The following is a 25,588-nucleotide window of genomic DNA, read 5'->3' as shown; positions in this document are numbered from 1 at the left end:
GATTAAAAAATATTTGGCATATCAACTTGCGGAGAACCGATAATATCCTCGATATTAATCGAGCCACCGCTCGTATCATATTCTGGCTCACGCGGCTTATCCTCAAAGCGCGTAAAGCGTTTATTAAATTGAATCTCAATGGTTTTTACCTCTCCATTTCTGTTTTTGGCAATGATAATTTCGGCAGGTTCAATCTCGCGCTCTTGATGCTCGGGCTTAAAATCCTTTTCCTTGCCCTCCTTTTTTAACCTCGCGTATCGCTCCCTATCCTCGCGCTTTTTGTAAATATCATCTCTATATAGAAACAAAATCACATCAGCATCTTGCTCTATTGCACCCGAATCTCGTAAGTCCGAAAGCGTAGGATGTTTATCATCTCTAGTTTCCACAAGGCGATTAAGCTGTGAGAGAGCTATTATTGGCATTTCAAGATCACGCGCTAACATCTTAAGCCCACGCGAGATTTCAGCAATTTCTATTTGCTTATTCTGCTCCTTTCCACCGCTCATAAGCTGCAAATAGTCAATAATCGCCACATTAATTTCAGGGTGCTGTTTTTTCAGTCGGCGCAAAATCCCCTTGAGCTGCGCGATACCCAAAGACGAGGTATCGACAATATACAGAGGTTGGCTTGACATTGTATTTGCTACTTCACTCAAACGACCAAGCTCATCATTTGTGAGGTTTGCAGTGCGGAGATTCTGCAAAGCAATTGAGCTTTTCGCACTAAGCATTCTCATACCGAGTTGTAAATAGGGCATTTCAAGACTAAAAATCACCACTCCATTATGAGAATCCAAAATATGCTGGGCGATATTAAGGGCAAAAGTCGTCTTACCCATTGAGGGGCGCGCACCAATGATTATCAAATCGCCCGGATTGAATCCTGTCGTTAGGCGACTAAGCTCTCTAAAGCCCGTATCAAGCCCCACCACGACATTATTACCGCTATTTTTTAACTTTGTGAGATGGCTAATCACATTATTTGCTATCATCGGTGCTTCATAAATATTCTCTTGAGATTTCCCCAAAGAGACATTATTCAGCTTACGCTCAATCTCATTGATGATTTCCACCACATTTTGATTGTTATCAAGCGACTTTTCACGCAAAAAATTCGCTAATTGATGCAGCTCACGCTTGATACTCGCCTCTTTTATCTCATCTACATAAACTTCAATATTCGCAATTGGATTGATCGCTAGAATCTCGAGCAATTCTTCTTGCGTGATTTTCTTATGCGGTGGCTTCTTGCTTAAGAGCAACTCACTATCAATAGGGAGATTGTTTTTAGTAAGGAAGTGGCACATATCAAAAATATCCTTATGCACAGGCAAAAGAAAATCATCGGCTTTAAGTTCAGCAGTGATTTCTTCAAATTTTTCGGGCGAGAAAAAGATAGATGAGAGGACAATTTTTTCAATCATCACAATGGGTTCTTGCATACACACTCCTTAAAAAGCAGTATTTTATCTTTTTTTACATTATCATTACTTGAGATTTTTTGTATTATCCCACAAAAGTGTGAAGCAGCTTCCCTCCCCTACTTCGCTCTGCACCTCAATATCAATATGATATTCATCACAAATGCGCTTAATAAGCGTCAAGCCTATGCCAAAGCCGCCTTGAAAGTCATTGCAGCGCACATATCGTTCAAAAATCTTTTTACACTCTTTTTCATTTATGCCACAGCCACTATCACTAATACTTAAAAAACCTTCCCTTAGCACAATGTGAATTTTGCCACCTTTTTTGTTGTATTTAATAGCATTATGCAATAAATTATCAACTACGCAGGTGATTTTCTCCGCACTTGCATTGATAAATCTCTCCTCTAATCTGCTTTGCACCACAATGGATTTTTGTTCAAAAAATGGCGTAAAATACTCTAATCGCTCCTGTAAAAGCAAATGCAATGCAAGATTCTCATTTTTATCACTAATAGTGTGGGGAAAATTATACGCGACCAAGTCTTTATACAAATGACTTAAACTCTTTGAGGCAAGTTTAATGCGTTCAATTTTTTGAATCTGCGACTGGGTGAGATTATCCCTCTGTAAAGTCTCTATACTCATCAAAATAATGCTTAAAGGCGTGTTTATCTCGTGCGTAGAATCCTTGATAAAGCTATTAAGCAAATCGATTTTTTCACGCATAGGCTTAAGCGAGAGACGCACGAGAAAATAAGCGATAACTCCCATCGCAAAAAATGATAAAAGAAAATATGCAATAAGTCTAAGGCGCAAAAACAACATATCAGAATCTAAACTATCATCTTGTATAAAAACTTGATAACGTGGGCTCTTATAAAGCTTATGAAGTTTGGTATTTTTATCTTTTGTATCCTCTAAACCTACTTTATTTGAATCTTTGCCTTGCTTTTTTGTCTCATCTCGCTTCTTTTGTCTATGCAAAGGCTTAGGAGAATACTCGTGCATTGAAGGCTCGATAATAACCTTATCGCCGCGAATCGCAATACCATCTGCACGCTCATTTTCACTCAAAGGGCTTTCTAGGCTATTATAGATAACCTGCCCCTTGTGATGATAAATTGCTATGGGGTAGGTGATATTAGATTCTATTTGAGCAAGAGCAAGTGACAAATCATCTTTATTTGTGTATAAAATATCATACACCTCAAGGCTCATTTCACGCAATTTGCTTATCTGCTGGGCGAGTAAATGCCGACTCTCTTTTGCATACAAAAAACCAAAGAAAAGGCAGAGAAACACCCCGCTTGTGCCAAGATATAAACACAAAATCTTAATAATCGCCTTTTTTGCATTATCCATTGTGTGCCTCGTTTATGCTTTCGATATAACAATACCCGTATCCGCGCTGATTCACAATGCTATCCTTACCCAAAAGCTTACGCAGATTCTTCACATATGCGCGCAGACTCATCTCACTAGGGTTTTGATTATACCCCCATAATGTATCAAAAATCACTTCTTGAGACACATATTTGCCCTTGTGCTGCAATAAGAGCGATAAAAGCAGAATCTCTTTTTGCGTAAGCGGAACAATCGCTTCATCTTTATCATAGAGTAATTGTGTGATAATGCCAAATTTGAAGCCATTTGATAAAAAGATATAGTCTTGCTGTGTATGCGAAAACGAGCGCTTAAGTAATGTGCTTATGCGATATTGCAATTCTAAGAGTTCAAAGGGTTTTTTGAGATAATCATCACAACCCGCCTGATAGCCACTTTGCAAATCGCTTACCCTATCAAGTGAGGTAATAAAAATCGCTGGTGTTTTCTTGCCACACTCCCGTAGCTCCTTGAGCATAGTAAAGCCATTGCCAAAGGGCACTTTCACATCTAAAATCCACAAATCAAAATATTGCTCATACGCCTCATCTTGCGCCTCTTTGGCATTATCATACAATTTTACTTCATAGCCCTGCTCTTGTAAAAATTCTAGCAGAATTTCAGATAGTACAAAGTCATCTTCAAGTAGCAAAATTTTAGCTGACATTTCTCCTTCCTCTTTGCACTTTTTAGATTTTATATTTTTGCTTGAAAGCTCACATTATTTTACACATTTTTGCATTTTTTTAGATTCTAAAATTTTGTATTTATAGCCACCTCTAAGTTTTACGATAAAATCTTAGAGGCATTATCAATTACTTTTTAGAATCTGCAAGTTTTATGACAATCTTTGCCTTTTTTCGCATTTTTATCTTTTTTGTCCTTTACCTCACAGAATCCAAGCTCTTTTCGCTCCTTTTTGCTCATTGTAGATACACGCTTTTTCATCGCCTCGCCTGTCGCCTTTCTATACTCTCTCAATTCCTTGACTTTCATATTTTCGGTAGCCTTCTCGTATTGTGCCTTAAGTTCTTCCTTGAATACCTGGGCGTCTTTGTCGCTCTTTTGCTTTATGCGCTTTGCAATTTCAATTTTATAGTCAGGAAAATCCACCGCCTTCACGCTGCCTGAAAGTTTAATCAACTCATCATCACTTTTTTTGCTAAAATCTGCTGCACTAAGTGCGCTAAATAATCCGCCACAGCAGAGCAAAGCCAAAGTCATTCCGCATCTTTTTATACACTTCATCATAAACTCCTCAATAAAGAATTGTCTTTGAAAGACATTATGAATCTTAAAACAAAAGTATGAAATCAAAGTGAATTAAAAATATTCTTTATAAAGTAGATTCGCACTTGCACAAAGTGATACAATCACCACCAAAGGCTTAATGATACGCACACCATAGCCAATGGCAAGATGTGAGCCTACATTCGCTCCCACAAACTGCCCCAACGCCATACATAAGCCCACAATCCACAAAATCTTCCCTCCTAGTGCAAAGATAATCACAGAGGCGAGATTTGTGGCAAAATTAAAAAGTTTTGCGTGGGCAAGAGAGCAAAGCAAATTGAATCCACCAAGCGTGATGAGTGCTAACATAAAAAACGAGCCTGTCCCGGGACCAAAGAAACCATCATAAAAGCCAATCGCCCCTAGAATAAACGCAAGTGGAAAAACCCCAATCAATACAATGTTTTGTGAATCCTGCGTAATTTTTGGAGAAAAAAGAAAATAGAACGCAAAGAGGATAAGCAAAAACGGGATACATTTACGCAAAAAATCAACTTCAAAGCTCTGCACACAGAGACTTCCAAGCATAGAGGCACAAAAAACAACAATCACAAAAGGGAAATATTTTTTTAGCTCAATATGCCCTCGTTTATAAAAATGCACGCTCGCACCAAAACTGCCAAAACTGCTTTGAAGTTTATTCGTCCCAAGTGCTTCAAGCGGAGGGATTCCAGCCATAAGCAGAGCGGGAATTGTAATCATACCACCACCACCTGCTATTGCGTCAATACACCCAGCTACAAATGCTACAAGCACCAAAGCACCAAGCGCATACAAGCTTATATCTAGCTCCATAATGAATCCTTATAGTCCTTTAATAAAAACATATTGAGGGTGCATTATAGCAAATTTGATAGACAAATACCTAGTAAGCATTCGCACTGCGTTACAAAAAAATGTGTTTAATAGCTGTTGCCTAGCATACGCAACATTCTAAGTCTCTGCAATCCTTGAAAAAAAAGTAGCGTTGTATTATAATACCATCACTTGGTTTAGGGTTGAAAAAGGTTTAAATCTCATTACCCACCTCATAAATTTTGAGATTGTATTTGATATAAAGCCGCCCATCAGCGCATACTCAAAAAGCTCTTAAAATGTGCTATACACTTCACAATAAAAAAGGAAAACAATGAAAACAACAACTTACCAACAAGCACTCGCAAATGGTGAAATCTCACTTGAAATACCTGTATATGAATCACAACATCTTTTTGTAAGCCAAAAAGGCATTATAAAACTTTCAGATTCTAATCATTTAACGGAGGGGGGGGGGGAGCAAGATGAAAACGATAATTTGCAAAATTTCACAGATGAATATTTCATTTTTCGTGATATTTTTGGAAAACTTAGTCGCTTTTTTCGTGCCTATACGCACCACACACTTGAATGTAAAGTTAGAATCCTCCCTTACGCCTACGCCTACACGCACCAAGAAATCGTATTTACTAGGAGTAAAAAAGCACTCATAGATCACACTCCATTCCGCAGACACCCCTTTAGTCCTCCCCTATCTAACACAAGCAACATAAAGAATTATATTTATCTCATAAAACGCACACTGAGTTACATTTATCTCATAAAGCAATGGTTTTCTTTTTATACAAAATCTCTTTTTGCCAAGCGGTATAATACTTCAGTCGCACTTTTGACACGAGAGGTGGCAAATAATTATTATCATTTCTTAAATGAAACACTCGCAGAATACTATCAGCTTAAACTTGCCAAAAAAGAGCCGGATTTCTATATTTTGCCACTTGAAATGCCATTTCACAAACAAGTATATCAACTGCTTAATATCGATATAAAGCGCATTATCCCCTCACACACACGCAAACTTATCCGTGCAAAAGAATTGATTATCCCTACACTCCTTGCAGACTATGAAATCCTTGAATACCGCAAATATACGCATTTTGGCTCACATATTTTGCCACTTTTTACCTACACAATGCATAAGGAGCTATTTCATAAAACACTCTCTATCACGCATACACTAAAACCCACAAGAAAAATCTTTCTTGCACGTCCAGCTCATTCTAATCGTAATTTTACAAATCACCAAGAGATAGAAAAAGTGATGAGGGAGTATGGATTTGAAATTATTATGCCAGATTCTCTTAGTGTGGAAGAGCAAATACATACAATCAGGGAGGCAGCATATGTTGTAAGCCCTCACGGAGCAGCACTAGAAAATCTTGTATTTGCCAAGGAGCAAACCAAAGTGCTAGAGATTTTTCCTCAATATTACCACGACCGCGGTCCGCAATTTGTCGCACTTGCTCAAAAATGCCAATACTCCTATTTCATCGGCGATACGCAAGATACTTCAATGCACCCACAGCAAGAGTGCATATATCTTTCTGCAGATAAGCTGCGTTTCGCACTTGATATATTCTTAGGATCTTGATAGCAAGAACTATTCAATATAAAAATATTGACAAAGCCTTAGGAGTTATATTATAATACACGCTTTTATGTCGGGGCGTAGCGCAGTCTGGTTAGCGCACTTGGTTTGGGACCAAGGGGTCGAAGGTTCGAATCCTTTCGCCCCGACCATTCTTCTTTTTTATGGTGGGTGTAGCTCAGCTGGTTAGAGCATCAGGTTGTGGCTCTGAGGGTCGTGGGTTCGAACCCCATCACCCACCCCATAAAATCCTTTTATTTTTTTGCGTTCGTAGCTCAATTGGATAGAGCACCAGACTTCGGATCTGGGGGTTAGGGGTTCGACTCCCTTCGGGCGTGCCACTACTCAATATCTCAAAAATATTTTAAGAGATTAAAAAAGCATTTAAAATACCCAAGACGCGATATTTTAGCAATTTTTTAATTTTTTCTTAAACTTTTCCACACAGCAGGTTTCTCTCAATGGCAAAAATGGTGCTAAAAGCGACAACAGATTTTATATGCTTTAAAAACCTATAAAAATGTCAAATGCCTTGCCCCTGCTCGATTCTACATAGAATCTTTGCTAGAAAATTTACCGCGCATTTTTTTTATAATAACTCGTATCAAGCTGCCACGAAAGCCCTGTATAATCTCCTCGCCTAATGTGAATAAAAATGCTATTTTTACTCTTTAGAATCTGCTCGAGCTTAGGTAAATTTTCTAGACTTTTAATGGGGGGGGGGGATAATGATTCTTTAATATAGTCATCAATATTTTGATAATATTGCTGATTTTGAAAATAGCCACAAAAATAAGTAATATCATTTGGCTTGAGATACTCCTCATCATACTCATCAAAAGGTGGTAAGGAAAAAGTCGGCTTTGCATAGCCTAGTCGTTTCATAATGCTCCTTAGGATTTTCGGTTTGCGCTCAAACGCCCTAGATTCTGTCAGGTTTGCTATGTTTGGGTGCTTTAGGGCTTCAATAATTTGAGCCTTTGTCACACAGGCTAAATCCATATGAAAAATATCTAGGCTCAACATTTTTGCGTATTTTGGCTTATCATACCAGCTTTTATCAAGCAAAATTGGTATTTGCAAATGTTTTTGTAATGCCTTTGCAAAGGCGTATTGAAACATTTGATTGCCTAGTCCCCCCCCATAATCTACACAACTTTATATTCCATTCCCTCTCCTTTTTTAATTTTTACGGCTTAAACACATTGACAGATTCTATCACTCGCTGCACTTGCGCTTCACTCATCACCGGGCTTATAGGCAAGGATAGCACCTCTTTATGAATACGCTCTGTGATAGGCAAAGAGAGATGATTATACTCTTTGTAGGCTTCTTGCTTATGCGGTGGTATAGGATAGTGAATAAGCGTTTGAATACCATTTGCACTTAAATGCTCCTGCAATTTTGTGCGATTTTCGCTCCTTACAATAAAGAGATGCCACACTGCGCCCTCCTCGTTTAACACTTGCGGAAGCACGATATAAGGATTAAAAATCTGCTCCCTATAAGCCTTTGCGATTTCACATCGCCTTTGATTATCGCTATCAAGGACTTTAAGTTTAATACGCAAAAATGCCGCCTGCACCTCATCGAGCCGAGAATTTAGCCCCTTATAAAGATTTTCATACTTGATATGTGAGCCATAATTCCCCAGCGCGTGGATTTTATACATTAAATCCTCATCATTTGTAACTACACAGCCACCATCGCCCAGCGCACCAAGATTCTTCCCCGGAAAAAACGAAAATGCGCCCACATCGCCAAGATTCCCTACTCTTTTACCCTGATATATCGCTCCGTGTGCCTGTGCGCAATCCTCAATCACCTTCAAATGATATTTTCGCGCCAAATCCCACACCTTTTGCATATTCACCGCCTGTCCATAGAGATGAACGACAAGTATTGCTTTCGTGCGTTTCGTGATATGCGCCTCTATCAAATCCACATCAATATTATAAGTTGTAAGTTTTGGCTCGACAAACACAGGCGTGCAGCCATTATCGGTAATGGCTAAAATTGAGGCGATGTAAGTATTTGCCGGGACAATAATCTCATCGCCGCTACCAAATCCCAAAGCCTTAATGCTAAGGCGCAATGCGTCTAAGCCATTCGCACAGCCCACGCTATACTTCGTGCCACAATACGCGCTAAACTCGCGTGTAAAGCCTTTATACTGCTCCCCCAAAATATACCAACCACTTTTGAGCACCGCACTAAAGGCAGATTCAAACTCATCTGCAAATCGCGCATTAATCGCCCTCACATCAAGAAATGGAATCTGCTCCATAAACAAACCTCTTTTTTGATTCTTGCTTTGTTTTACGCGGCATTTTAGCAAGATTCTATAAATTTCTTATCTTTCAAAAGAAAATGCAACCTCATCACTATCAAGCCTTAATCCTCTCTCGTAACTGCGGATAATGCGCCAAAAGTAATGAGAGCACCTCATCATTTGCACTCTTTGCATTCTGCAACCACAGCGCACCTGTAACGCTTGTATCAACATAGCTTTCAAACTCCGTGTAATTATCCTTAACCACATTAATTTTCACACCATTCAATAATGCCATAGCAAAAAACCAAAAATCATCTTGTAAAGGGGCGAGGCGCAAAAACAGCTCCTCTTTTAATACATCGTTATAAAGACAATGAGGTGGATACAACACACCGCCTACGCCTGTGAAAAAATTTAAAAATGAAGGGTAAGTGTGTTTGTGTGAGATTCTAAGTTGCCATTTCATATAAGGCAGGATTTCGCCATTTTCATCAAAAATAATCCTATGTGCACGGTGGCAGTGGATATACTGCGGCGCAGTTTTATACGCACTATACAGGCGCAAAAGCCAATCGTGTGGATAGCATACATCATCATCTGCAGTTACGATAATACAATCCGCATATTCTCGCAGAGTAGGTATAAGCTTTTTATAGGATTTGATATTCCCCTCGCACCACCTTATCTGTAAGCCATAGTTTGTGAATCTTAGCACACTTTGTGGTAAATCCTTTTCTTTATATAAAAACTCATCGCGTGAGAGCCAAAGGATAATCTTATGAGGTTTTAGCGTTTGAGTAAAAAGCGAATAAAGCGTGTAATGCAGAGTTGGGATTCTAAGCGGATATGATGTAAGAGAGACTATCAAGCAACCCTCCATTATAGAATCCTTTTCAACCATTAACAAATCCTTTCTTGCGAAGTTTTTTGCCTAAAACCCTATACAGAGTAAAAAAGATTCTATCCTTGAGATTTGCACCTTGCAAGGCGATTTGCTCTAACTCGTGCTTATGACTTTTATATGTAGCCTCTAGCTCCTCGCATTGTGATATTTTTCTTTTTATCTCTAGCTCCCCCTCCCCAGCGATAAATTGAGTAGGGCTATACCTCATATACCCTTTTTGCGAAAAAAGCAAAAATTGCGGATATTTTTTGTCAAAATACAGCCACATATCGCGCCAAAACATCGCATTTATCAAAACACGCTCATATGCGCTAAGAGAAGTCCAAATCCCGCTTGAGACAATTCTATACACAGAATCTACCTCGCCAGAATAATACGCCTTACCTTTTTGCAAATGCACAACATTGCGGAAAGTATCGCCACGAAAGGTAATCTCGTTGTCTGCGCTCACATTTAAAAGCTGCTGCGGCAGTCCATTACAAAAGACGACATTTCGATATATTACGCTCGAAGTATGCGGAAACATTCTACGCTTATCAAGGAGTGCAGCAAAATCGGTAATGTGAGGTTTGCAATCCCTAAAGTGCTGCTCGGGGTCTTGGCTATGTGTCTCTACCTCGTATTTGTAAGCCGTATTGCCAAAATACATACTAAAATCTTTATGAGATTCTAAAAAATCAATTGCCTTTTGAATCTTGTGCCTATCTATCCAAAAATCATCAGGGTCTAAAACGCAAAAATACTCGCTTTTTATATCCGCATACACGCGCGAGATATTTTTAAAAAGCTTTTGATTATGCGCAGAAGTAAGGATTCTTATCTTGTCCTTATGCTTACTTTGATACTCCTTAGTAATATATAGTGAATCATCGCTTGAGTAGTCATCGGCGATGATAATTTCATACAAATAGCTACACTCTTGCATCAAAATAGAATCTAGCGCGTCCCTTATATAAGCCTCCCTATTGTAGGTTGGCATAATAATAGTGAGTTTAGGCTTATGCGTCATTATCGCGCTTCTTGTCTCTAGCTGTCAATCTTAAGCACAGCTAGGAATGCCTCCTGTGGTAGCTCCACGCGCCCTATGGCTTTCATTCTTTTTTTGCCCTCTTTTTGCTTCTCTAGCAATTTTCTCTTACGCGTTATATCCCCACCATAGCATTTTGCGGTTACATTTTTACCCATAGATTTGATTGTTTCCCGCGCAATAATCTTGCTTCCCACACTCGCTTGAATTGCCACCTCAAAAAGCTGTCGCGGAACAATTTCTTTCATAGATTCTACCAATGCCCTACCCTTTTCGTAGCTTTTTGACTTATCCACAATAATGGAGAGCGCATCGACAACCTCTCCCGCCACGCGTATATCAAGGCGCACCAAATCCCCCTGCCGATACCCAATAGGCTCATAATCAAAACTCGCATAGCCTTTCGTGCAGGATTTGAGCTTATCATAAAAATCCATTACAATCTCGTTGCTCGGCAAGGCATACACAAGCATAACACGCGATTGCGTGAGGTATTCCATTTTCTCCTGCACACCCCTACGATTTGACAAAAGCGTGATGATATTCCCCACATACTCGCTCGGCGTGATAATACTCGCCCTTACATAGGGTTCGAAAATAGATTCTATTTTTTGTGTCTCGGGTAACTCGCTTGGATTTTGCACAAGCACTTTTGCGCCATCTGTGAGACACACTTCATACACAACCGTTGGTGCAGTAGCAATGAGTGAAAGCCCAAACTCCCGCTCGAGTCGCTCCTTTACCACCTCCATATGCAAAAGCCCCAAAAACCCCACGCGGAAGCCAAAGCCTAAAGCCACGCTTGTTTCAGGCTCAAAACTAAGTGCCGAATCATTTAACTTTAGCTTATGTAACGCCTCACGCAACTCCTCGAATCTATCCGTCTCAATGGGGTAGATTCCAGCAAATACAAAGGGTTTTGCTGGTCTAAAGCCACCTATCGCTTCGCTCGTTGGTGTCTTTGCGTCAGTAATCGTATCGCCCACTGCCATATCAGTTAGAGTTTTTAGCCCGAGAGAGATAATGCCAATCTCGCCACATTCTATAAGCTGTGTTGGAATCTTCTGCACAGGGTGGGGGTAGTAGAGACTTAGCACCTCATATTTTTTGCCGTTACTCATCATTATCACTTCCTGCCCCACACGCAAATTCCCGTCTTTTAAACGCACTAAGGCTAATGCCCCTAAATAATTATCAAACCAGCTATCATAGATAAGCGCTTTTGTAGGTGCGCTACTATCGCCACTAGGTGCGGGGATATGCTCGATGATATACTCGATAAGAGCCTTTATACCCTCGCCACTTTTTGCGCTTACCTTGAGGGCATTTTGACAATCTAAGCCAATGGTGGATTCTATATCCTCACATACCCGCGCGGGGTCAGCGGCAGGCAAGTCAATTTTATTAATCACGGGCACGATTTCAAGATTATTTTCCATAGCGATATAGACATTTGCGATTGTTTGCGCCTCCACGCCCTGACTCGCATCGACTACAAGCAGCGCACCCTCGCACGAAGTTAATGAACGCGAAACCTCGTAGCTAAAATCCACGTGCCCGGGCGTATCGATGAGATTGAGTATATATTCTTGCCCCTTATATGGATAGCCCAAGCGCACAGACTGCGCCTTAATCGTAATGCCCCGCTCCTTTTCAATATCCATAGTATCCATAATCTGCGCTTTCATCTCACGCTCACTTACCGCCCCACATTCCTGTATGAGTCTATCTGCGAGGGTAGATTTGCCGTGATCAATATGGGCAATAATCGAAAAATTACGAATATGAGATTTCATAAACAACCTTTGGAAGAGCTTTTGCGTAATTTATATTTTATATTTTTATGGACGCACCTTAAGATTCTAAAATATTTAGAATCCATAGAAAAACCTACGCATATCACAAACTACACATAAGCGCGATTCTAGCACACTCTTTACACTTTGTCTATAAAAGCCCTAGAAATTACTAATGCTTTGAAACCAAGCGAGTTTTTAGAATCCTCGCATACCTGTCAAGCTGTGTTATATCACCGAGCAGTCCGCCAGAGAGGATAAACACAATCTCCTTATGCTTGAAAGATTCTAAATGCCTTTGCAAAAGGCAAAATGCGGGGCTGTCATAGACCAAATCCGCCCTCACTCCATTTTCTAGCAGATATGCCCTCATCGCCCATATCTCCTTGTGAGGTTTAGCAAATGTGAAAGGTGATTGCAAAATCTGTATATGTGCTACATTGTGCGTCTTGCACTTTGCCCTTAGCTCCGCCTCACTCCCCGCAATATTAAGAGCCACCAAAGTAGCCTTTGGCAAGAATCTATCTAAAGCTTTGCGCAAAGCAATTACCCCTACTCCACTCCCACTACTACAACAAATCACAGGTGCGCCACCAATACTTTGGGCTAACTCTCCTGCAAGCGCATTCATACCACTCATAGCATCTTCCACACTTCCACCCTGTGGAATAAAAAGGCTATTTTTATCGACAAGCTTTTTCGCATAAGATTCTAAACTCGCGCGATTGCTCCCCACCGGCAAGGCAAAGGCGGACATACCATATTTGAACGCATAGTAAAGATTGCCCTTGTGCGAGAGATTTTGCGCATTTATAGAATCTCGTATAAAATCAAGTCTAACAAGCAAATCCTTATCAATTTCCTCACGCGTGGTATCTGCGCTCATAGAAAGGAGATGTATAAAATCTTGCATATTTTGCATCAAAAGAGAATCTGCCCCCTCACCCAAAGATTCTAAATGTGGTGGTAGCATAGGCATTACATACTTAAAAGCCACGCCTTTAAGATTAGCAAGATAAGCCAAAGCGAACATTGCATTAGACTGATTGCCCCCATAGCTTATCCAAGTTTTATGTGGGACTTTAATAGATTCTAAATTGAGAGAATCTACCTGCGAGGTAAAACACAAACAAGAATCCACGCTCTGTGGGGCAAGGTTCAAGTGAGAATCCCCACACTGCTGGGTAACCTCCGCAAAGTCTGGGTTAGATTCATATAAATATGCAAATTTTCTCGCCTTGTTGCCATTGCAAATAGGATGGATTAAATCATCGCGTTTAAGCCACAATGTGCGCCCAAACAATCGCTTCTGCTCCATTATAGAGAGCGAAAAATCAAGCATTATTTGCCTAGGCAGAATGTGCCAAAAAGTTTGTCGAGCAGCTCCGCACTTTCAAACGAATGAGTAATACGACTAAGTAAATCGAGTGCGTCCCTTATATGATACGCACATAACTCCAACTCACCGCTTTTTAGCACCTTAGTTGCTTCACATATAGAATCGAGCGTATTTTTTACGCATTCAATCGCATAGCTGGTTGTAAGTATCAAGCTCTCATCACCACTTTGCGTGTTGATAATGTCTTTCAAAGATTCTATAACTTTCTGTGCCCCATCATTGTGTGCGCTGATGTAGAGTGGTGTGGGAAGTATAGCCTTATCACACGCATTTATAAACTGCGCGATTTTCTCCTGCTCAAAACTTTGGGGGAGGTCGGCTTTATTGCAAACAATGAGTATATGCTTGTCGCTAAAGTTTTTGAGCATATCAAGCACCTGCATATCCTTGTCATCAAATAGACGTGAAGTATCAAAAAGTGCGAGGATAATATCGCTTCGTTGCAACGCCTCTATTGACTTCTGTATGCCAAGCCGCTCAATCTCATCATCGCTCTGGCGAATACCTGCAGTATCAATGATACGCACCAACGCACCATTGACATAGAAACTCTCCTCTATGGTATCGCGAGTCGTCCCCTCTATGCTACTCACAATGGCGCGCTCATAGCTTAATAGCGCATTCAACAGGGAACTTTTACCAACATTTGGCTTACCAACAATGCTAAGTGTGAATCCATCAACTAGCCCACTGCGTGCTAAAGAAGATTCATATACCCTACACAAAGTATCCTCTATGCGCTTTAAGCGAGTGAGTATATCATTACTATAATCCTCCTCCACCTCCTCGCTATAATCAATATTGACCTCGATAAAAGCAAGGACTTCGAGCAAAGATTCTCTTGTATGCTCTACAAAAGCTCCCACATCGCCCTTTAGATGACGCATTAGAATCTTATTTGCTTCGAGGCTTTGCGAGGTAATCAGCCCTGCAACCGCTTGTGCTTGAGACAAATCAAGCCGCCCACCCAAAAAGGCGCGTTTGGTAAATTCCCCCGGATTTGCCACTCTAGCACCCAAAAATACACATAGCTCGACAATCGCCCGAGCACTCACAATCCCGCCGTGACACTGCACCTCGCATACATCTTGTGTCGTGTAGCTGCGTGGAGCTGGAAAGTAGAGCACTATGGCTTCATCTATACTCGCCCCCTGTGTATCATAAATACGGCATAAATGCGCGTAACGCGCTTTAAGCGAATCTCTATGTGTTAGGCGTAAAATAATTTCACAAGCGTTTTTACCACTTAGTCGCACAATGCTAATCGCCCCCACACCCACAGGTGTGGCAATGGCAACAATGGTGCTATCGTCTAAAGTCATTGATGATAATGTATTTTTCATCAGCCTCATTTTGTCGAACAGAGACATATTTATCTGGGAAAATATCACGCAATTTATTCAGCGCAATATAGACAAGAATCCCTTCAAGTGTCTTTGTCTGCGCCCTGCCATTGCTTCTTACAAGCCGCACAATATCCTTAAGATACACATCTATCATTTCTTCTTGATTCTTCAAAAATTCTGCGATCTCTAGGCGTAATGTATAACCATATCGAGGATTAATCCAATTAAAAAGCAAGTAAGAAAGTGCCTTGTAGCGATAACCTCGCTCACCAATAAGCAACGCACAATCACGCCCATCAATATAGACAGAGAGCGTATTATCGTCCTCAAGATGCACTTCAAATGTGTCAATCTCAAATGGCAACATCGCAAACAAAGATTCAATTTCTGCACGAATCTGCGCTACATTATCATCATCTTGCTGTGTAGAGGGGGTTTGCTTACCCCAAATATCTTGTGAAAAATCTTGCTCCGCGTGATAGTCCTCATAGTCTGTACGTGATGCTATGTTAGATTCTCCCACTTCCTTAGGAAGCTTAGGCTCTCTTACCTCTTTAGATTCAAAATCTTTATATGAATCCTTGTATGGTTTATGATGGCTGTATTCTTTATATTCTTTTGGTTTTGCATATTCTGTTTTTTGCGTAGTCTTATTTTTTGTATCAACAATAATAACCGCCTCTTTCTTACCTAGCCCCAAAAAACCATTACTAGAATTTTGCACCACTTCATATTCCAAATCAACCACCGAGCAACCAAGCTCCGTAGAAGCCTTGATTAAAGCCGCTTCTAAACTTTTTTCTACAATCTTTTTCACTTTATCCCCTTTTGTTTATGAGATGTTTCATTATGATGTTGATGTTGCTCTATTTCTTTGAATTTTCTCTTTTCCATAATTTTATTTAAGAACATTTGCTGGAAAATCGAAAATACATTATTAATCGTCCAATACAGCACGAGCCCCGCTGGAAAAGGAAAGATAATAAAAAATATTGTAAAAATGATAGGCAACATTTTGAAAATCTTTTCCTGCATTGGGTCTGTGAAATTTGAGGGTGTAAGCTTTTGAGAGATATACATACTCCCTCCCATAAGCACAGGCAATACAAAATACGGGTCGATAGCGGATAAATCGCTAATCCATAGAATCCACTCCGAGCTTTTGAGTTCCACCGCGTTATGTAGCACACGATAGATTGCAAAAAACACAGGAATTTGTAGGAGCAGAGGCAAACAGCCACCGAGCGGATTTGCTCCGTGTTTTTTGTATAAATCCATCATATGCATTTGCAACTTTTGCGGGTCGTCTTTATAACGCGTCTGCAATTCTTTCATCTTAGGTGCTAAGTCTTTGAGTTTTTGCATACTCATCATACCACGATAAGTGAGAGGATACAGCACAATACGCACAATCAGCGTCAAGAATACAATCGCCCAGCCCCAATTCCCACATAGATTATACAAATATTCGAGCAGCACAAAAAGTGGCTTAGCAAAAAATGTAATGCGCCCATACTCTACCACATCAGTAAGGCTCTCATCAATCCTTTGTAGCTCTTTATAAATCTTTGGTCCTATGTATCCGGCAAAATTCGCATTCCCCTCAAAGCGCACATAGGGCATAGGATTATGTGCATTGTCTCCACTCATCACAACATAAAATCCTTGCGATTCCTTAGTAAAAAATAGGCTTGTATAATATCTATCCACACTTGCTATAAAGCTTGAATTACGCATATCTACGGCAGTTTTTGCAAGATAATCACTACTTGCATCACCATCCTCGATTTTTGTCAAAACGCCATCAAAGGCATTACGCGTTACTACACCGCGAAATGCGTAGGTATCAGGGTCGGCAGTGGGGCGCATACCATTGCTTACAAAATATTCTACATTTGGCTTATCAAGCTCTATGCGCACATCGTAACGCAAATTTGGGTGTATTGTAAGATATTTTGTCAGCACGACATCGTCAAGATCCTGTGTGAGGACAATTTCAATCGGTGCACTTTCCAACTCGATATGCTTAAGGTTTGTCGTATAAGGGGTATTAAAGGCTCTTTGGTTAAGATTGCTATCGCTAAAGCGCACCTCCATTGTGTGTAGTCCGCCATTATCAAACAATGGGAGCTTTTCTACTGCCTCTCTATGGGAAGTTTTGAATCCCAAAACCTCGCCCACCATACCAAAGAGGCTTTTTTGTTCTCCGCGCGTGAATTGCTCATCTTTAAGATAAACTTGCTTAATCCGCCCCAATGCGTCAATTTCAATTTCAAAGGCATCGCTTTGAATATGCGCGATAATAGTCTGTTTGAGGGGTTGTGAAGTAGGTAGCGCAGAAGTGCTACTCGCCTGTGTAGCACTGCTTTTGCTAGGAGTGTGAGGAGATGAGATACTATCTTGAGATTCTATACCTGCCACATCTGCACCACTCACTTCACTTGAAGTAGCTTGTGTTTTCTCGGCGACTTGAGTGGGCGTTTGAGGGAAAAAATACGCATACACAGCAAAAAACGCGATTGATAAACCAACTGCTATGAGTACGCGCGAAAGTGATATGCCACTATCTTGTTCATTTGGACGATACATCGATATAACCTTTAAAAAATTGATTTAATAATATAAACTCGCATAATGTAAGTTTGACTAGAAACGCGCATTATATCTAAAAAACTTGTATTTGCGGTAGGGACAAACCAATATTTTACCTTTTTGCGCACAAACACAATATTTTTAAACTTGAGGCGTGCCTTAGGATATGCTATACCCCCTACAAAAAATTGATTACAGCTTAGAATTCGTAGTAATGATTTATATAAGGCAATAAAGGGATTATCAAAATATAACAGCCACAAAGTATATTCCGAGCAGCTTGGATAATATCTACACGCCCCAACACTTAGCGATGAAAGACTCTTTTGATAGAATCTTACACTTAAGATAAATATCTGGCGCAAAATATGCAAAACACTGCACACAGCATAATGCACAATGTGGGATACTCTATACAAAAGACACATTTAAGATTCTATCCTGCTTATTGGGGCTTTGGGTGCTTTGGCATACATTTCACAAATTTTTACAAAACTAAAAAGTATATCTGCCCTCAAAGTTGCAAAATCAACATTAGTAATGCCCTCTTTTGCCACAAAAACAAAAATAAAATCCGCGAATGTGGCACGATTTTCATACACAATCGCCCTAACGCGTCTTTTGATAAGATTACGCTTATTTGCCTTGCCGATTTTACGCGAAATGCTTAACCCGAGATAGAGTGTAGCTTGATGAGATTTTATGCCTTCTAAAATCCGTTTGTCTTTGAAATGTTTGGGTTTGTAGTGCGAGATTCTAAGTGCATAAAGCACAAAGGATTTATGAAAAAATCGCCTCGCATTTTTGTAGATAAAGTCAAATTCAGCCTTTGTTTTTAGTGAATCTAACTTCATACATACTAAGCCTACACAGAAAGTCTCTTGCGCCCTTTCGCTCTTCTAGCATTAACCACGCGGCGACCATTTTTTGTTTTCATTCTTGCGCGAAAGCCGTGAGTGCGTTTTCTGGGTGTATTGTGAGGTTGATAAGTTCTTTTCATTTCTAGCCTTAAGTGTAAAATAAGTTGGCGATTATGCCGATTTTATGCTTAAAAATAGGTTATTTTGGCTCAAATTCTTTACTAATATCAAGGATTTTAAGCAAATCTTTATTTGCCTTTGTGATGACCCTAAACTCCACACGGCGCGATTTGTCATCGTCCTCAAGTGGTTTGGCAAAAGAAAGCCCATTGGCACGAAAAACCTTAATGAGCCATTCTTTATACCCATCAATGCTTGTGAGATTAAAACAATACTTCAGCACCTCTAATGCCCTTGCCTGTGAAAGTTCGGCATTTCCTAAATATCTCTCCTCTAAACTATGAGCTGAAAACCAAATCTGTGAAGTATGTCCCTCTATGCGAATCTCCTCAATATTCCCCTTAAACTTCTCCAAAGATAGAATCTTTACATAACGTGGAAAAAAATCGTCCAAAATATCCTTAAAACGCTTTTTCACCTGCTTTGCCCCAGTATCAAAAAGCACTTCGGGTTCATTGAATCTAATCGTATTATCCTCATCAATAGATGCCTCCCACGCCTTCAAATCCTTGCCAAACTCCTTGAGTAACGCCTCATACAGCTCTTGCTGTAAATTAGAATAATTCTTTGCAATACTGCTCATAGCATCATTGAGTTCTAAAAGCTTTTGATTTTGAATCTTCAAATCCTCTTGCGTTTTTTGCGTAATCAGCATAAAAGACACCATAATAAGCAGAAAAATCATCATAATGCCTGCCATCATATCAGAAATACTAATCCATTGATTATCTCTCATAGTTGCCCTTTATCTTATCTCGAGCCAATAATTTCACGCACACGGCGCAAAAACCACTCGTAATTCTCCTTGAAATTCTCCATACTCGCGCTCATTTGCGTATCAAGTGTGCTGAATGTATCCTTAATCTCATTTTGTAAATGCTTGTTGCCCTCAATGTTTTCGTTAATTGTATTTTGCACATTGCGATAAAGCTCAATGAGCTGCATACTATTATGCTGAATCTGCGCATTGAGATTTCCTAAATGCGAAAGTAAATTATGCTGCAAAGTGCCAAAATCCTTTATCACCTGCGCGCCCATATCTTTGGGAATGGCTACTGAATCTTTGGTAAGCTTTTGTATAATTTTTAGATACTCACTCGCAAGTTTTTTGACAAATCCGCTCACTTGCTCGTATTGCGCATTCACATATTCATCGCTTTTTGCACTTAGCTCACTCAAAGCTTCAAGCCGTGCTCTTGTCATCTCTTGCTCTTTAATAAGCATACTTTCCATATTGCTTTGTGCTAATGTGAGGTATTGCTCCTGCATAGCCTTCATATCCTTTGCCATATCCTGCATAATCACTTCATTATGCGAAGTGAGATAAGAAAGGCTAGATTCTAAACTCTCCACGATTGCATTGTGATTTTTAGCTATATGCTCTCGTAAGCGCGCAAATTCCTGCGCATTTTCATTGCTTGATTGTGTATTTTGCGCGATATTTTGCTCCAACATTTTACCAAGGGCTATGATATGCGCACTTGCGCTATTTGTAATCTCATCAAAATACCCACTGCTACGCTCTACAAGATTGTTACAATGCGAGTTAAAGCCTGTGGCATTAGATTCTAAAATCGTGCCTATATGCTCCCTAGCCGAATCGGTGCTTTGGGCAATAAATGTACCCAAATGCTCCATTTGCCCCTTAGCGTGTGAATCTAGCTCTGCAAAATAGCTCTCCACCTGATTTTTTAACAAATCAATATGCTTATTTGTCGTATTTTCTAGTTCACCCATTTGCTGCGTAGCGGTGATAAAAAATTTATCCATACTATCCAAACAATGCTGTGCGTGCGCACCAAGTGTGGCGATTTCTTGCAGTTTTGCATTCAGCATTTCGCCACGAGAGCGCATATCCTCCATAACTTCAATACTCTTTGTATAAAATGCCATAGCATTCGCATTTTGCGCTACTATGGATTCTAAAGTATTTTGTGTGCTATTCATTGCATTCGCACTATCGCTCATCGCCTTATGCGTTTGCGTAAGAAGTTCTTGTGTATGTTCAATATTTTGCTTGTATTGCTCCTGCCAAGTGAGTAATTTGCCCACCGCGCTATTGAGTTCCTTAAAATTTTCGCCAAATTGATTCTGTAAGTTATGATTAAAATCCCTAATCACAAGTTCAAGCGCACTAATAAGTTCCCTAGAAGCGCCAGAGGCTAATTGCTTGATTGTCGCTTGTAAAGACGAATTAATATCTTGCAAAAGTGCATTTGTCTCATTATTCAATGTGCGTGTATCCTCTAGTGTAGGCAGATTCACAATCTTATTATTAAGCTCCAAAATACCTCGCAAATGGTCTAGCTGTCCTATTTGCGTTACCACATAGTCCATATTCATATCTTGTGCGCTTTTTATACCCTTTACCCTCTGTGTGATTGAGAGTGCTATTGCCAAACCCATACCCAAAATAGAGGTGTAAAACGCTGTCTTTAGCCCATTTAAGAGTAAGGGGACAGAATCTTGTAAGGCAAGCGTATCAAAACCAATAAGCCCAATAAAAATCCCCACAAATGTCCCCAGCACACCAGTGCTCATAATAATTGCCTTAAAGTCCTTATGCGTAGGCTCACCAAAGCTTCTAAAATCCCATACAAACAGCCCTACCATTAAAATCGTAAAGCAAATGTTCACAAGCCAAACAAGTTCTTGCATATATCCTCCTTAAATGCTATTTTTGCTCCGTTGTTACATACACATCATCAATGCCATTATCTCGTAAAGTCGTGGCAACCTCCAAAAAATACTCCAAATCACTCTGTCTATCGCTACGAATAATCACCTGCGTATCCTTCTCAAAGCTCTTTATCTCTGCTTTAAGCTCACCTAAGCCTAACAGCTTGTCATCGAGAAAAAACCGCCCCTCCTTGTCAATGGTGATTGAATGCGTTTTCTTTTGCTGTGCATTTTGCCCCTGCGTGTCCTCAAGACGAGGCACATCAACCTGTATGTGTGAGCGCACCACAAATGACGCGCTCGTAAGCACAATAACAAGCAACACAAGCATAATATCAATAAAAGGGATAAGATTAAGCGAATCTATCTTTTTCATACATTATACTTTGTGGGGTTTTTGACTTTTGTAGGGGGGTTATGCTCAATATCCCAAAGCGATAAAATCACCTCTGTTTTGCGTAACAAAAAGTTATAAAACACAATCGATGGAATCGCCACGATAAGCCCCGCTGCTGTTGCCTTAAGTGCGAGAGATAGTCCCACCATAATACTTTGTGTATCAATAAGTGCATTTGAGCCAATCTCCACAAATGTAACCATAATCCCAAACACCGTTCCCAAAAGACCAATATAAGGTGCATTTGAACCAATCGTTGCGATAATTGTTAGACGCTTATGGAGCACAAGCTCCAAGATTCTTTTATCATCAAACTTCGCCACATCAATATGATAATACACCCACATACGCTCAAATGTCACGCCAAGCGCAACTACACTCAAAAAAATCAAAAAACCAAGCACCCCATAATCTACAATCTCTTTCACTGCCTCACCCCTATATTTTTTTACCATAGTTTTTCATATTCGCCCTCGCCTCGCGCTCTAGCATTTTTTTCTTTATGCTTTCGCGTTTATCATAAAGTTTTTTCCCTTTCACAAGTGCGATTGTCAGCTTGATTTTATTTCTTTGATTACAATAAATATTTAATGGCACGATGCTTAAGCCCTGCGTGCTCACATTTCCAAAAAGCTTATCAATCTCTTTTTTATGAAGCAAAAGCTTGCGTGGCGCACGTTCATTTGGCTTAAAATACGAGTAGGTATGCTCCAAAAATGAAATATGCATATGAAACAAAAACGCCTCGCCCTTGATGATTTTCACAAAACTATCTTTGAGATTCACACGCCCTGCGCGTATTGCCTTGACCTCACTTCCAACTAAAACTATGCCACTTTCAATTGTCTCTAAAATTTCGTAATCAAATGTGGCTTTTTTGTTTTTAGCAAAGATTTTTTTTTGCATACTATCCGCCTATTTTGCCAAATCTCATACTAGATTCTGTAACTTTAGAATCTAGCGCACTCTGCAAATTTCCCGCGCCCTGCATATTTTTCAAGCGAAAAAAGCTACTCCCGCTTCCACTAAAATACCATTCACTGCCTAGCTCTTGTGCAATCTCTTGTAGCACAGGATACACACTCACTGCGCTAAGAAATAAATCATTCATCACTTCCCTACTATGACTTTGCCCTAATAACTCTCTGCTTGTAAGCTTAAACCATTCTTTTGTGGGTGTGCTATACGCGGCTTTGCACTTATGTATAAAATCTGCATAGGCTTGATAGACTTTTGTCGTATCACAAAACAATTTGGGCGTGTGAATCTCATATAACGCGCTAGATTCCATAAATGCCTCTATTTTTTCCCCCTTGCCCGATACATTCGCGCTCTCCTCCCCACTCGCAAAAAAACTTACATCTGCACCTATACCTTGTGCGATACCCATAAGCTCCTTATCACTCAAATTCAGTTCGCCCATTTCATTTATCACACGCAAAAACTCCCCCGCATTCGCACTTCCTCCGCCAAGCCCTGCGCCCTGCGGGATAGACTTTTGCACCTCTACCTTTATGGTTTCTAAAATATCAGCTCCTTTGCCTAAACTCGCCAAATACTCTTGCAAAGCACATTTTGCCTTAAAAATAAGATTATCCTCCACAGCACAGCCAAAATCACCCAAAAGTACAAAACAAGAATGTGTCCTTATCTCCATTTCATCATAAAGATTCCCATACGCCCTCACAAAGCGTGAATTGAGCTGATGAAAGCCATTTTCATATCCAATAACTTTCAAAAAAATATTGAGTTTTGGATAAATCTTACAAATCACTTGCGTCTCTATTTTTTGCTTTTAATAATTTTTGAATCTGTGTGAGCGATTGCTTATCAATAGCCTGTGAGGCTTGTTTATTTGCTAGGCTCACAGCCTCTTTTAGCTCACCGCGTAAAATTACGCAAGTTTCTGGAGCAGAGAAACCTAGGCGCACACTACCCTTATCAATAGAAATCACCCTTACTTCTATGTCATCGCCTATAATAACACTATCTTCTTGCTTGCGTGAGAGAATTAGCATATTCAATCCTATTTAAGATATATTTTACATTACCATTTTCACAAACCTCAATTATAGAGAAAAAATCATCAAAATACACTTTATATTTGCCTTTTTGTATATTTTTACATACGATTTTCTTACCAAGATACATATCTTTCGCTCTTATATCGCTATTACTAAGTAAGGGATAAGGTAAATAATCAAGCGGATTTAACATCTTAATCCCCTCTATTGCACTAACACTCATTGCCCCCTCACTCACGCGTTCTAAAGAGGACAATGTGCCTTCTACACCAAGATTTTGGGCTATCATCTCACCAATACTTCGCACATATCCACCCTCACTCACACTTACTTCAAAACTCACAAATGGGTGGCGATACGATAAAAGCTTTATGTAATAAATTGTCATTTGTATATTTTTGAGGCTAAACTCCTCCCCCGCTCGTGCAAGTTCATACGCCCTCTTGCCATTAATATGCTTTGCGCTAAAACGTGGCGGCGCATAGGTAATAGTGCCTTTTATAGAATCTAGCGCGGATTGTATGTCGTGCATAGTAAAAGCCCTAAGTGTGCTTACAGATTCTATATTTTCTATATCAAGGCTCTGTGAGTGTGCCCCTAGCCACAAAGTTGCACGATAGACTTTAGGAGATTTTACCAAATGGCTAAAAAGCCTTGTATAGCTGCCAAAGCCTATCACAAGTGTGCCTTTGGCAAATGGGTCAAGCGTGCCAAGAAATCCGCCCTTTTTACAAGAAAATTGTTTTTTGAGTGTGTAAAGAAACCTATTTGAGCTAATAAATGGCGGCTTATAGGCAGCTATAAGCATTGAAACACTCATTATTTATCCTTTTAACATTAAATAAATTCTACAAGACTCTAAATAGAGACAGGGCAAACGCTATGTAAAAAGCGCGTATTATAGCAGTATTCTAAGGGAGATTTTATAGTCCTTGTGTAATAATCAAGCTTTATTTGATGTTTTAAGGATTGATATGGCACAAGAAATATTTCTCCAAAATGACACACTCATTACTTCCAAAACAGATTTAAAAGGTTGCGTCACCTATGGCAATAGCGATTTTGTGCAATTTAGCGGCTTTAGCGAAGATGAATTCTTAGGCAAACCGCATAATATTATCCGCCACCCAGATATGCCTCGTATCGCTTTTAAGCTCCTGTGGGATAATATCCAAAATGGCAAGGAGTTTTTCGCATTTGTAAAGAATTTATCACGCAACAATAACATTTATTGGGTGTTCGCAAATATTACACCCTCTTATGATGATAACAATAAAATCATCGGTTATTACTCCGTGCGCCGCCGCCCAAGTAAGCAGGGTGTGGCGTTTTTGAATGATATTTATGCCAAACTCGTTCAGGCAGAAAAACAAGGCGGTATGAATGCCTCACTCAAGCTTTTGCAAGATACATTACAAGATGCACAAACAACTTATGATGAGCTAGTGATTCATTTACAAAATACAGGCAAGACTGAGGGCTATCACGGAGATTAAGATTTTAGTTTCCAAACAAAAAAGTATCAAAAGTCTTTAGAAAATTTAAAAGATTTTAGGAAGTTTTGAGTTTTAAACCCCCAAGGGCGTAAAGCCTTTGGGG

Annotated in this window: 27 protein-coding genes and 3 tRNA genes; 5 read left to right on the top strand and 25 right to left on the bottom strand. The window is 39.9% G+C overall.

Translation table 11 applies throughout. The annotated features are described in order from the left end of the window. Positions 1–2: 2 nt before the first annotated feature. From LS67_RS02545 to LS67_RS02525, 5 genes are all read right to left on the bottom strand, one after another. Positions 3–1,445, bottom strand: coding sequence for a replicative DNA helicase (locus LS67_RS02545; protein ID WP_034326081.1), 1,443 nt, complete (start codon positions 1,443–1,445; stop codon positions 3–5). 45 nt (positions 1,446–1,490) lie between these two features. Then, positions 1,491–2,792 (bottom strand): sensor histidine kinase, encoded by a 1,302-nt coding sequence (locus LS67_RS02540; protein ID WP_034326082.1) that lies wholly within the window; start codon positions 2,790–2,792, stop codon positions 1,491–1,493. Continuing rightward, positions 2,785–3,480 carry a response regulator transcription factor gene (locus LS67_RS02535; RefSeq protein WP_034326083.1) on the bottom strand — a complete coding sequence of 232 codons (696 nt, stop codon included), beginning with the start codon at positions 3,478–3,480 and terminating at the stop codon, positions 2,785–2,787. The genes LS67_RS02540 and LS67_RS02535 overlap by 8 nt, the downstream gene beginning before the upstream one ends. Before the next feature lie 155 nt (positions 3,481–3,635). Then, entirely contained in the window at positions 3,636–4,061 is a 426-nt protein-coding gene (locus LS67_RS02530; protein ID WP_052082111.1) for a DUF1104 domain-containing protein, read from the bottom strand. Between the two features lie 75 nt (positions 4,062–4,136). Beyond that, positions 4,137–4,901 carry a TSUP family transporter gene (locus tag LS67_RS02525; protein WP_034326085.1) on the bottom strand — a complete coding sequence of 255 codons (765 nt, stop codon included), beginning with the start codon at positions 4,899–4,901 and terminating at the stop codon, positions 4,137–4,139. Positions 4,902–5,235: 334 nt separating this feature from the next. Here LS67_RS02525 and LS67_RS02520 point away from each other — a divergent pair, with 334 nt between their 5' ends. The 4 genes from LS67_RS02520 (at position 5,236) to LS67_RS02505 (ending at position 6,851) form a co-directional block, all read left to right on the top strand. Next, positions 5,236–6,513, top strand: a complete 1,278-nt coding sequence (locus LS67_RS02520; protein WP_138109563.1) for a glycosyltransferase family 61 protein — start codon at positions 5,236–5,238, stop codon at positions 6,511–6,513. A 71-nt stretch (positions 6,514–6,584) separates the two neighbouring features. After that, positions 6,585–6,662, top strand: a tRNA-Pro gene (locus LS67_RS02515). Positions 6,663–6,677: 15 nt separating this feature from the next. Further along, positions 6,678–6,754 (top strand) — tRNA-His (locus LS67_RS02510). A 20-nt stretch (positions 6,755–6,774) separates the two neighbouring features. Then, positions 6,775–6,851, top strand: a tRNA-Arg gene (locus tag LS67_RS02505). A gap of 232 nt (positions 6,852–7,083) precedes the next feature. Here LS67_RS02505 and LS67_RS02500 read toward each other — a convergent pair. From LS67_RS02500 to truB, 20 genes are all read right to left on the bottom strand, one after another. After that, positions 7,084–7,632: an alpha-1,2-fucosyltransferase gene (locus tag LS67_RS02500; protein ID WP_052099890.1), complete on the bottom strand. Its 549-nt coding sequence runs from the start codon at positions 7,630–7,632 to the stop codon at positions 7,084–7,086. Between the two features lie 67 nt (positions 7,633–7,699). After that, positions 7,700–8,797, bottom strand: coding sequence for a DegT/DnrJ/EryC1/StrS family aminotransferase (locus LS67_RS02495; RefSeq protein ID WP_034327602.1), 1,098 nt, complete (start codon positions 8,795–8,797; stop codon positions 7,700–7,702). Between the two features lie 100 nt (positions 8,798–8,897). Then, on the bottom strand, positions 8,898–9,686 hold the full coding sequence (locus tag LS67_RS02490) for a hypothetical protein (protein WP_052082023.1): 789 nt from the start codon (positions 9,684–9,686) through the stop codon (positions 8,898–8,900). Then, positions 9,679–10,698 carry a glycosyltransferase family 2 protein gene (locus tag LS67_RS02485; protein ID WP_034327601.1) on the bottom strand — a complete coding sequence of 340 codons (1,020 nt, stop codon included), beginning with the start codon at positions 10,696–10,698 and terminating at the stop codon, positions 9,679–9,681. Before LS67_RS02485 ends, LS67_RS02490 begins: the two co-directional genes overlap by 8 nt. A 17-nt stretch (positions 10,699–10,715) precedes the next feature. Continuing rightward, positions 10,716–12,512, bottom strand: a complete 1,797-nt coding sequence (lepA, locus tag LS67_RS02480; protein WP_034327600.1) for a translation elongation factor 4 — start codon at positions 12,510–12,512, stop codon at positions 10,716–10,718. Positions 12,513–12,684: 172 nt separating this feature from the next. Next, positions 12,685–13,854 carry a hypothetical protein gene (locus LS67_RS09880; protein ID WP_052082024.1) on the bottom strand — a complete coding sequence of 390 codons (1,170 nt, stop codon included), beginning with the start codon at positions 13,852–13,854 and terminating at the stop codon, positions 12,685–12,687. After that, a complete protein-coding gene (gene mnmE / locus LS67_RS02470) occupies positions 13,854–15,254 on the bottom strand; it encodes a tRNA uridine-5-carboxymethylaminomethyl(34) synthesis GTPase MnmE (protein WP_034327599.1) in 1,401 nt (466 codons plus the stop codon). The genes LS67_RS09880 and mnmE overlap by 1 nt, the downstream gene beginning before the upstream one ends. Then, positions 15,217–16,074, bottom strand: a complete 858-nt coding sequence (locus LS67_RS02465) for a Jag N-terminal domain-containing protein (RefSeq protein WP_034327598.1) — start codon at positions 16,072–16,074, stop codon at positions 15,217–15,219. The genes mnmE and LS67_RS02465 overlap by 38 nt, the downstream gene beginning before the upstream one ends. Further along, positions 16,071–17,846, bottom strand: coding sequence for a membrane protein insertase YidC (gene yidC, locus LS67_RS02460; RefSeq protein WP_034327597.1), 1,776 nt, complete (start codon positions 17,844–17,846; stop codon positions 16,071–16,073). Before yidC ends, LS67_RS02465 begins: the two co-directional genes overlap by 4 nt. A gap of 11 nt (positions 17,847–17,857) precedes the next feature. Then, positions 17,858–18,277 carry a membrane protein insertion efficiency factor YidD gene (gene yidD / locus LS67_RS02455; RefSeq protein ID WP_081951328.1) on the bottom strand — a complete coding sequence of 140 codons (420 nt, stop codon included), beginning with the start codon at positions 18,275–18,277 and terminating at the stop codon, positions 17,858–17,860. Then, positions 18,278–18,703, bottom strand: coding sequence for a ribonuclease P protein component (gene rnpA / locus LS67_RS02450; RefSeq protein ID WP_034327593.1), 426 nt, complete (start codon positions 18,701–18,703; stop codon positions 18,278–18,280). Positions 18,704–18,714: 11 nt separating this feature from the next. After that, entirely contained in the window at positions 18,715–18,849 is a 135-nt protein-coding gene (rpmH, locus tag LS67_RS02445; RefSeq protein ID WP_034327591.1) for a 50S ribosomal protein L34, read from the bottom strand. 59 nt (positions 18,850–18,908) lie between these two features. Beyond that, positions 18,909–19,625: an OmpA/MotB family protein gene (locus tag LS67_RS02440; protein WP_034327589.1), complete on the bottom strand. Its 717-nt coding sequence runs from the start codon at positions 19,623–19,625 to the stop codon at positions 18,909–18,911. Positions 19,626–19,639: 14 nt separating this feature from the next. Continuing rightward, entirely contained in the window at positions 19,640–21,547 is a 1,908-nt protein-coding gene (locus tag LS67_RS02435) for a hypothetical protein (protein WP_034327588.1), read from the bottom strand. A 16-nt stretch (positions 21,548–21,563) separates the two neighbouring features. Next, the gene (locus tag LS67_RS02430) at positions 21,564–21,944 is read right to left on the bottom strand and encodes an ExbD/TolR family protein (RefSeq protein ID WP_034327586.1); all 381 of its coding nucleotides are present in this window, start codon (positions 21,942–21,944) and stop codon (positions 21,564–21,566) included. Further along, positions 21,941–22,393 carry a TonB-system energizer ExbB gene (gene exbB / locus LS67_RS02425; protein ID WP_064504579.1) on the bottom strand — a complete coding sequence of 151 codons (453 nt, stop codon included), beginning with the start codon at positions 22,391–22,393 and terminating at the stop codon, positions 21,941–21,943. Before exbB ends, LS67_RS02430 begins: the two co-directional genes overlap by 4 nt. Before the next feature lie 10 nt (positions 22,394–22,403). After that, on the bottom strand, positions 22,404–22,871 hold the full coding sequence (gene smpB, locus LS67_RS02420; RefSeq protein ID WP_034327583.1) for an SsrA-binding protein SmpB: 468 nt from the start codon (positions 22,869–22,871) through the stop codon (positions 22,404–22,406). A 1-nt stretch (position 22,872) separates the two neighbouring features. Continuing rightward, entirely contained in the window at positions 22,873–23,739 is an 867-nt protein-coding gene (locus LS67_RS02415) for a 4-(cytidine 5'-diphospho)-2-C-methyl-D-erythritol kinase (protein WP_081953936.1), read from the bottom strand. Next, positions 23,729–23,983, bottom strand: coding sequence for a carbon storage regulator (locus LS67_RS02410; RefSeq protein ID WP_034327582.1), 255 nt, complete (start codon positions 23,981–23,983; stop codon positions 23,729–23,731). Before LS67_RS02410 ends, LS67_RS02415 begins: the two co-directional genes overlap by 11 nt. Beyond that, a complete protein-coding gene (truB, locus tag LS67_RS02405; protein WP_034327580.1) occupies positions 23,952–24,809 on the bottom strand; it encodes a tRNA pseudouridine(55) synthase TruB in 858 nt (285 codons plus the stop codon). The genes LS67_RS02410 and truB overlap by 32 nt, the downstream gene beginning before the upstream one ends. A 154-nt stretch (positions 24,810–24,963) precedes the next feature. On the opposite strand from truB, the gene LS67_RS02400 reads away from it, so the two are divergent. Beyond that, positions 24,964–25,485: a PAS domain-containing protein gene (locus tag LS67_RS02400; protein WP_034327578.1), complete on the top strand. Its 522-nt coding sequence runs from the start codon at positions 24,964–24,966 to the stop codon at positions 25,483–25,485. Positions 25,486–25,588 lie beyond the last annotated feature (103 nt).

The organism is Helicobacter sp. MIT 03-1616, assembly GCF_000765685.2.
Classification (GTDB): domain Bacteria; phylum Campylobacterota; class Campylobacteria; order Campylobacterales; family Helicobacteraceae; genus Helicobacter_C; species Helicobacter_C typhlonius.
The sequence above is the reverse complement of the archived record's forward strand: the minus strand, read 5'-3'. Positions and strand labels throughout refer to the sequence as shown.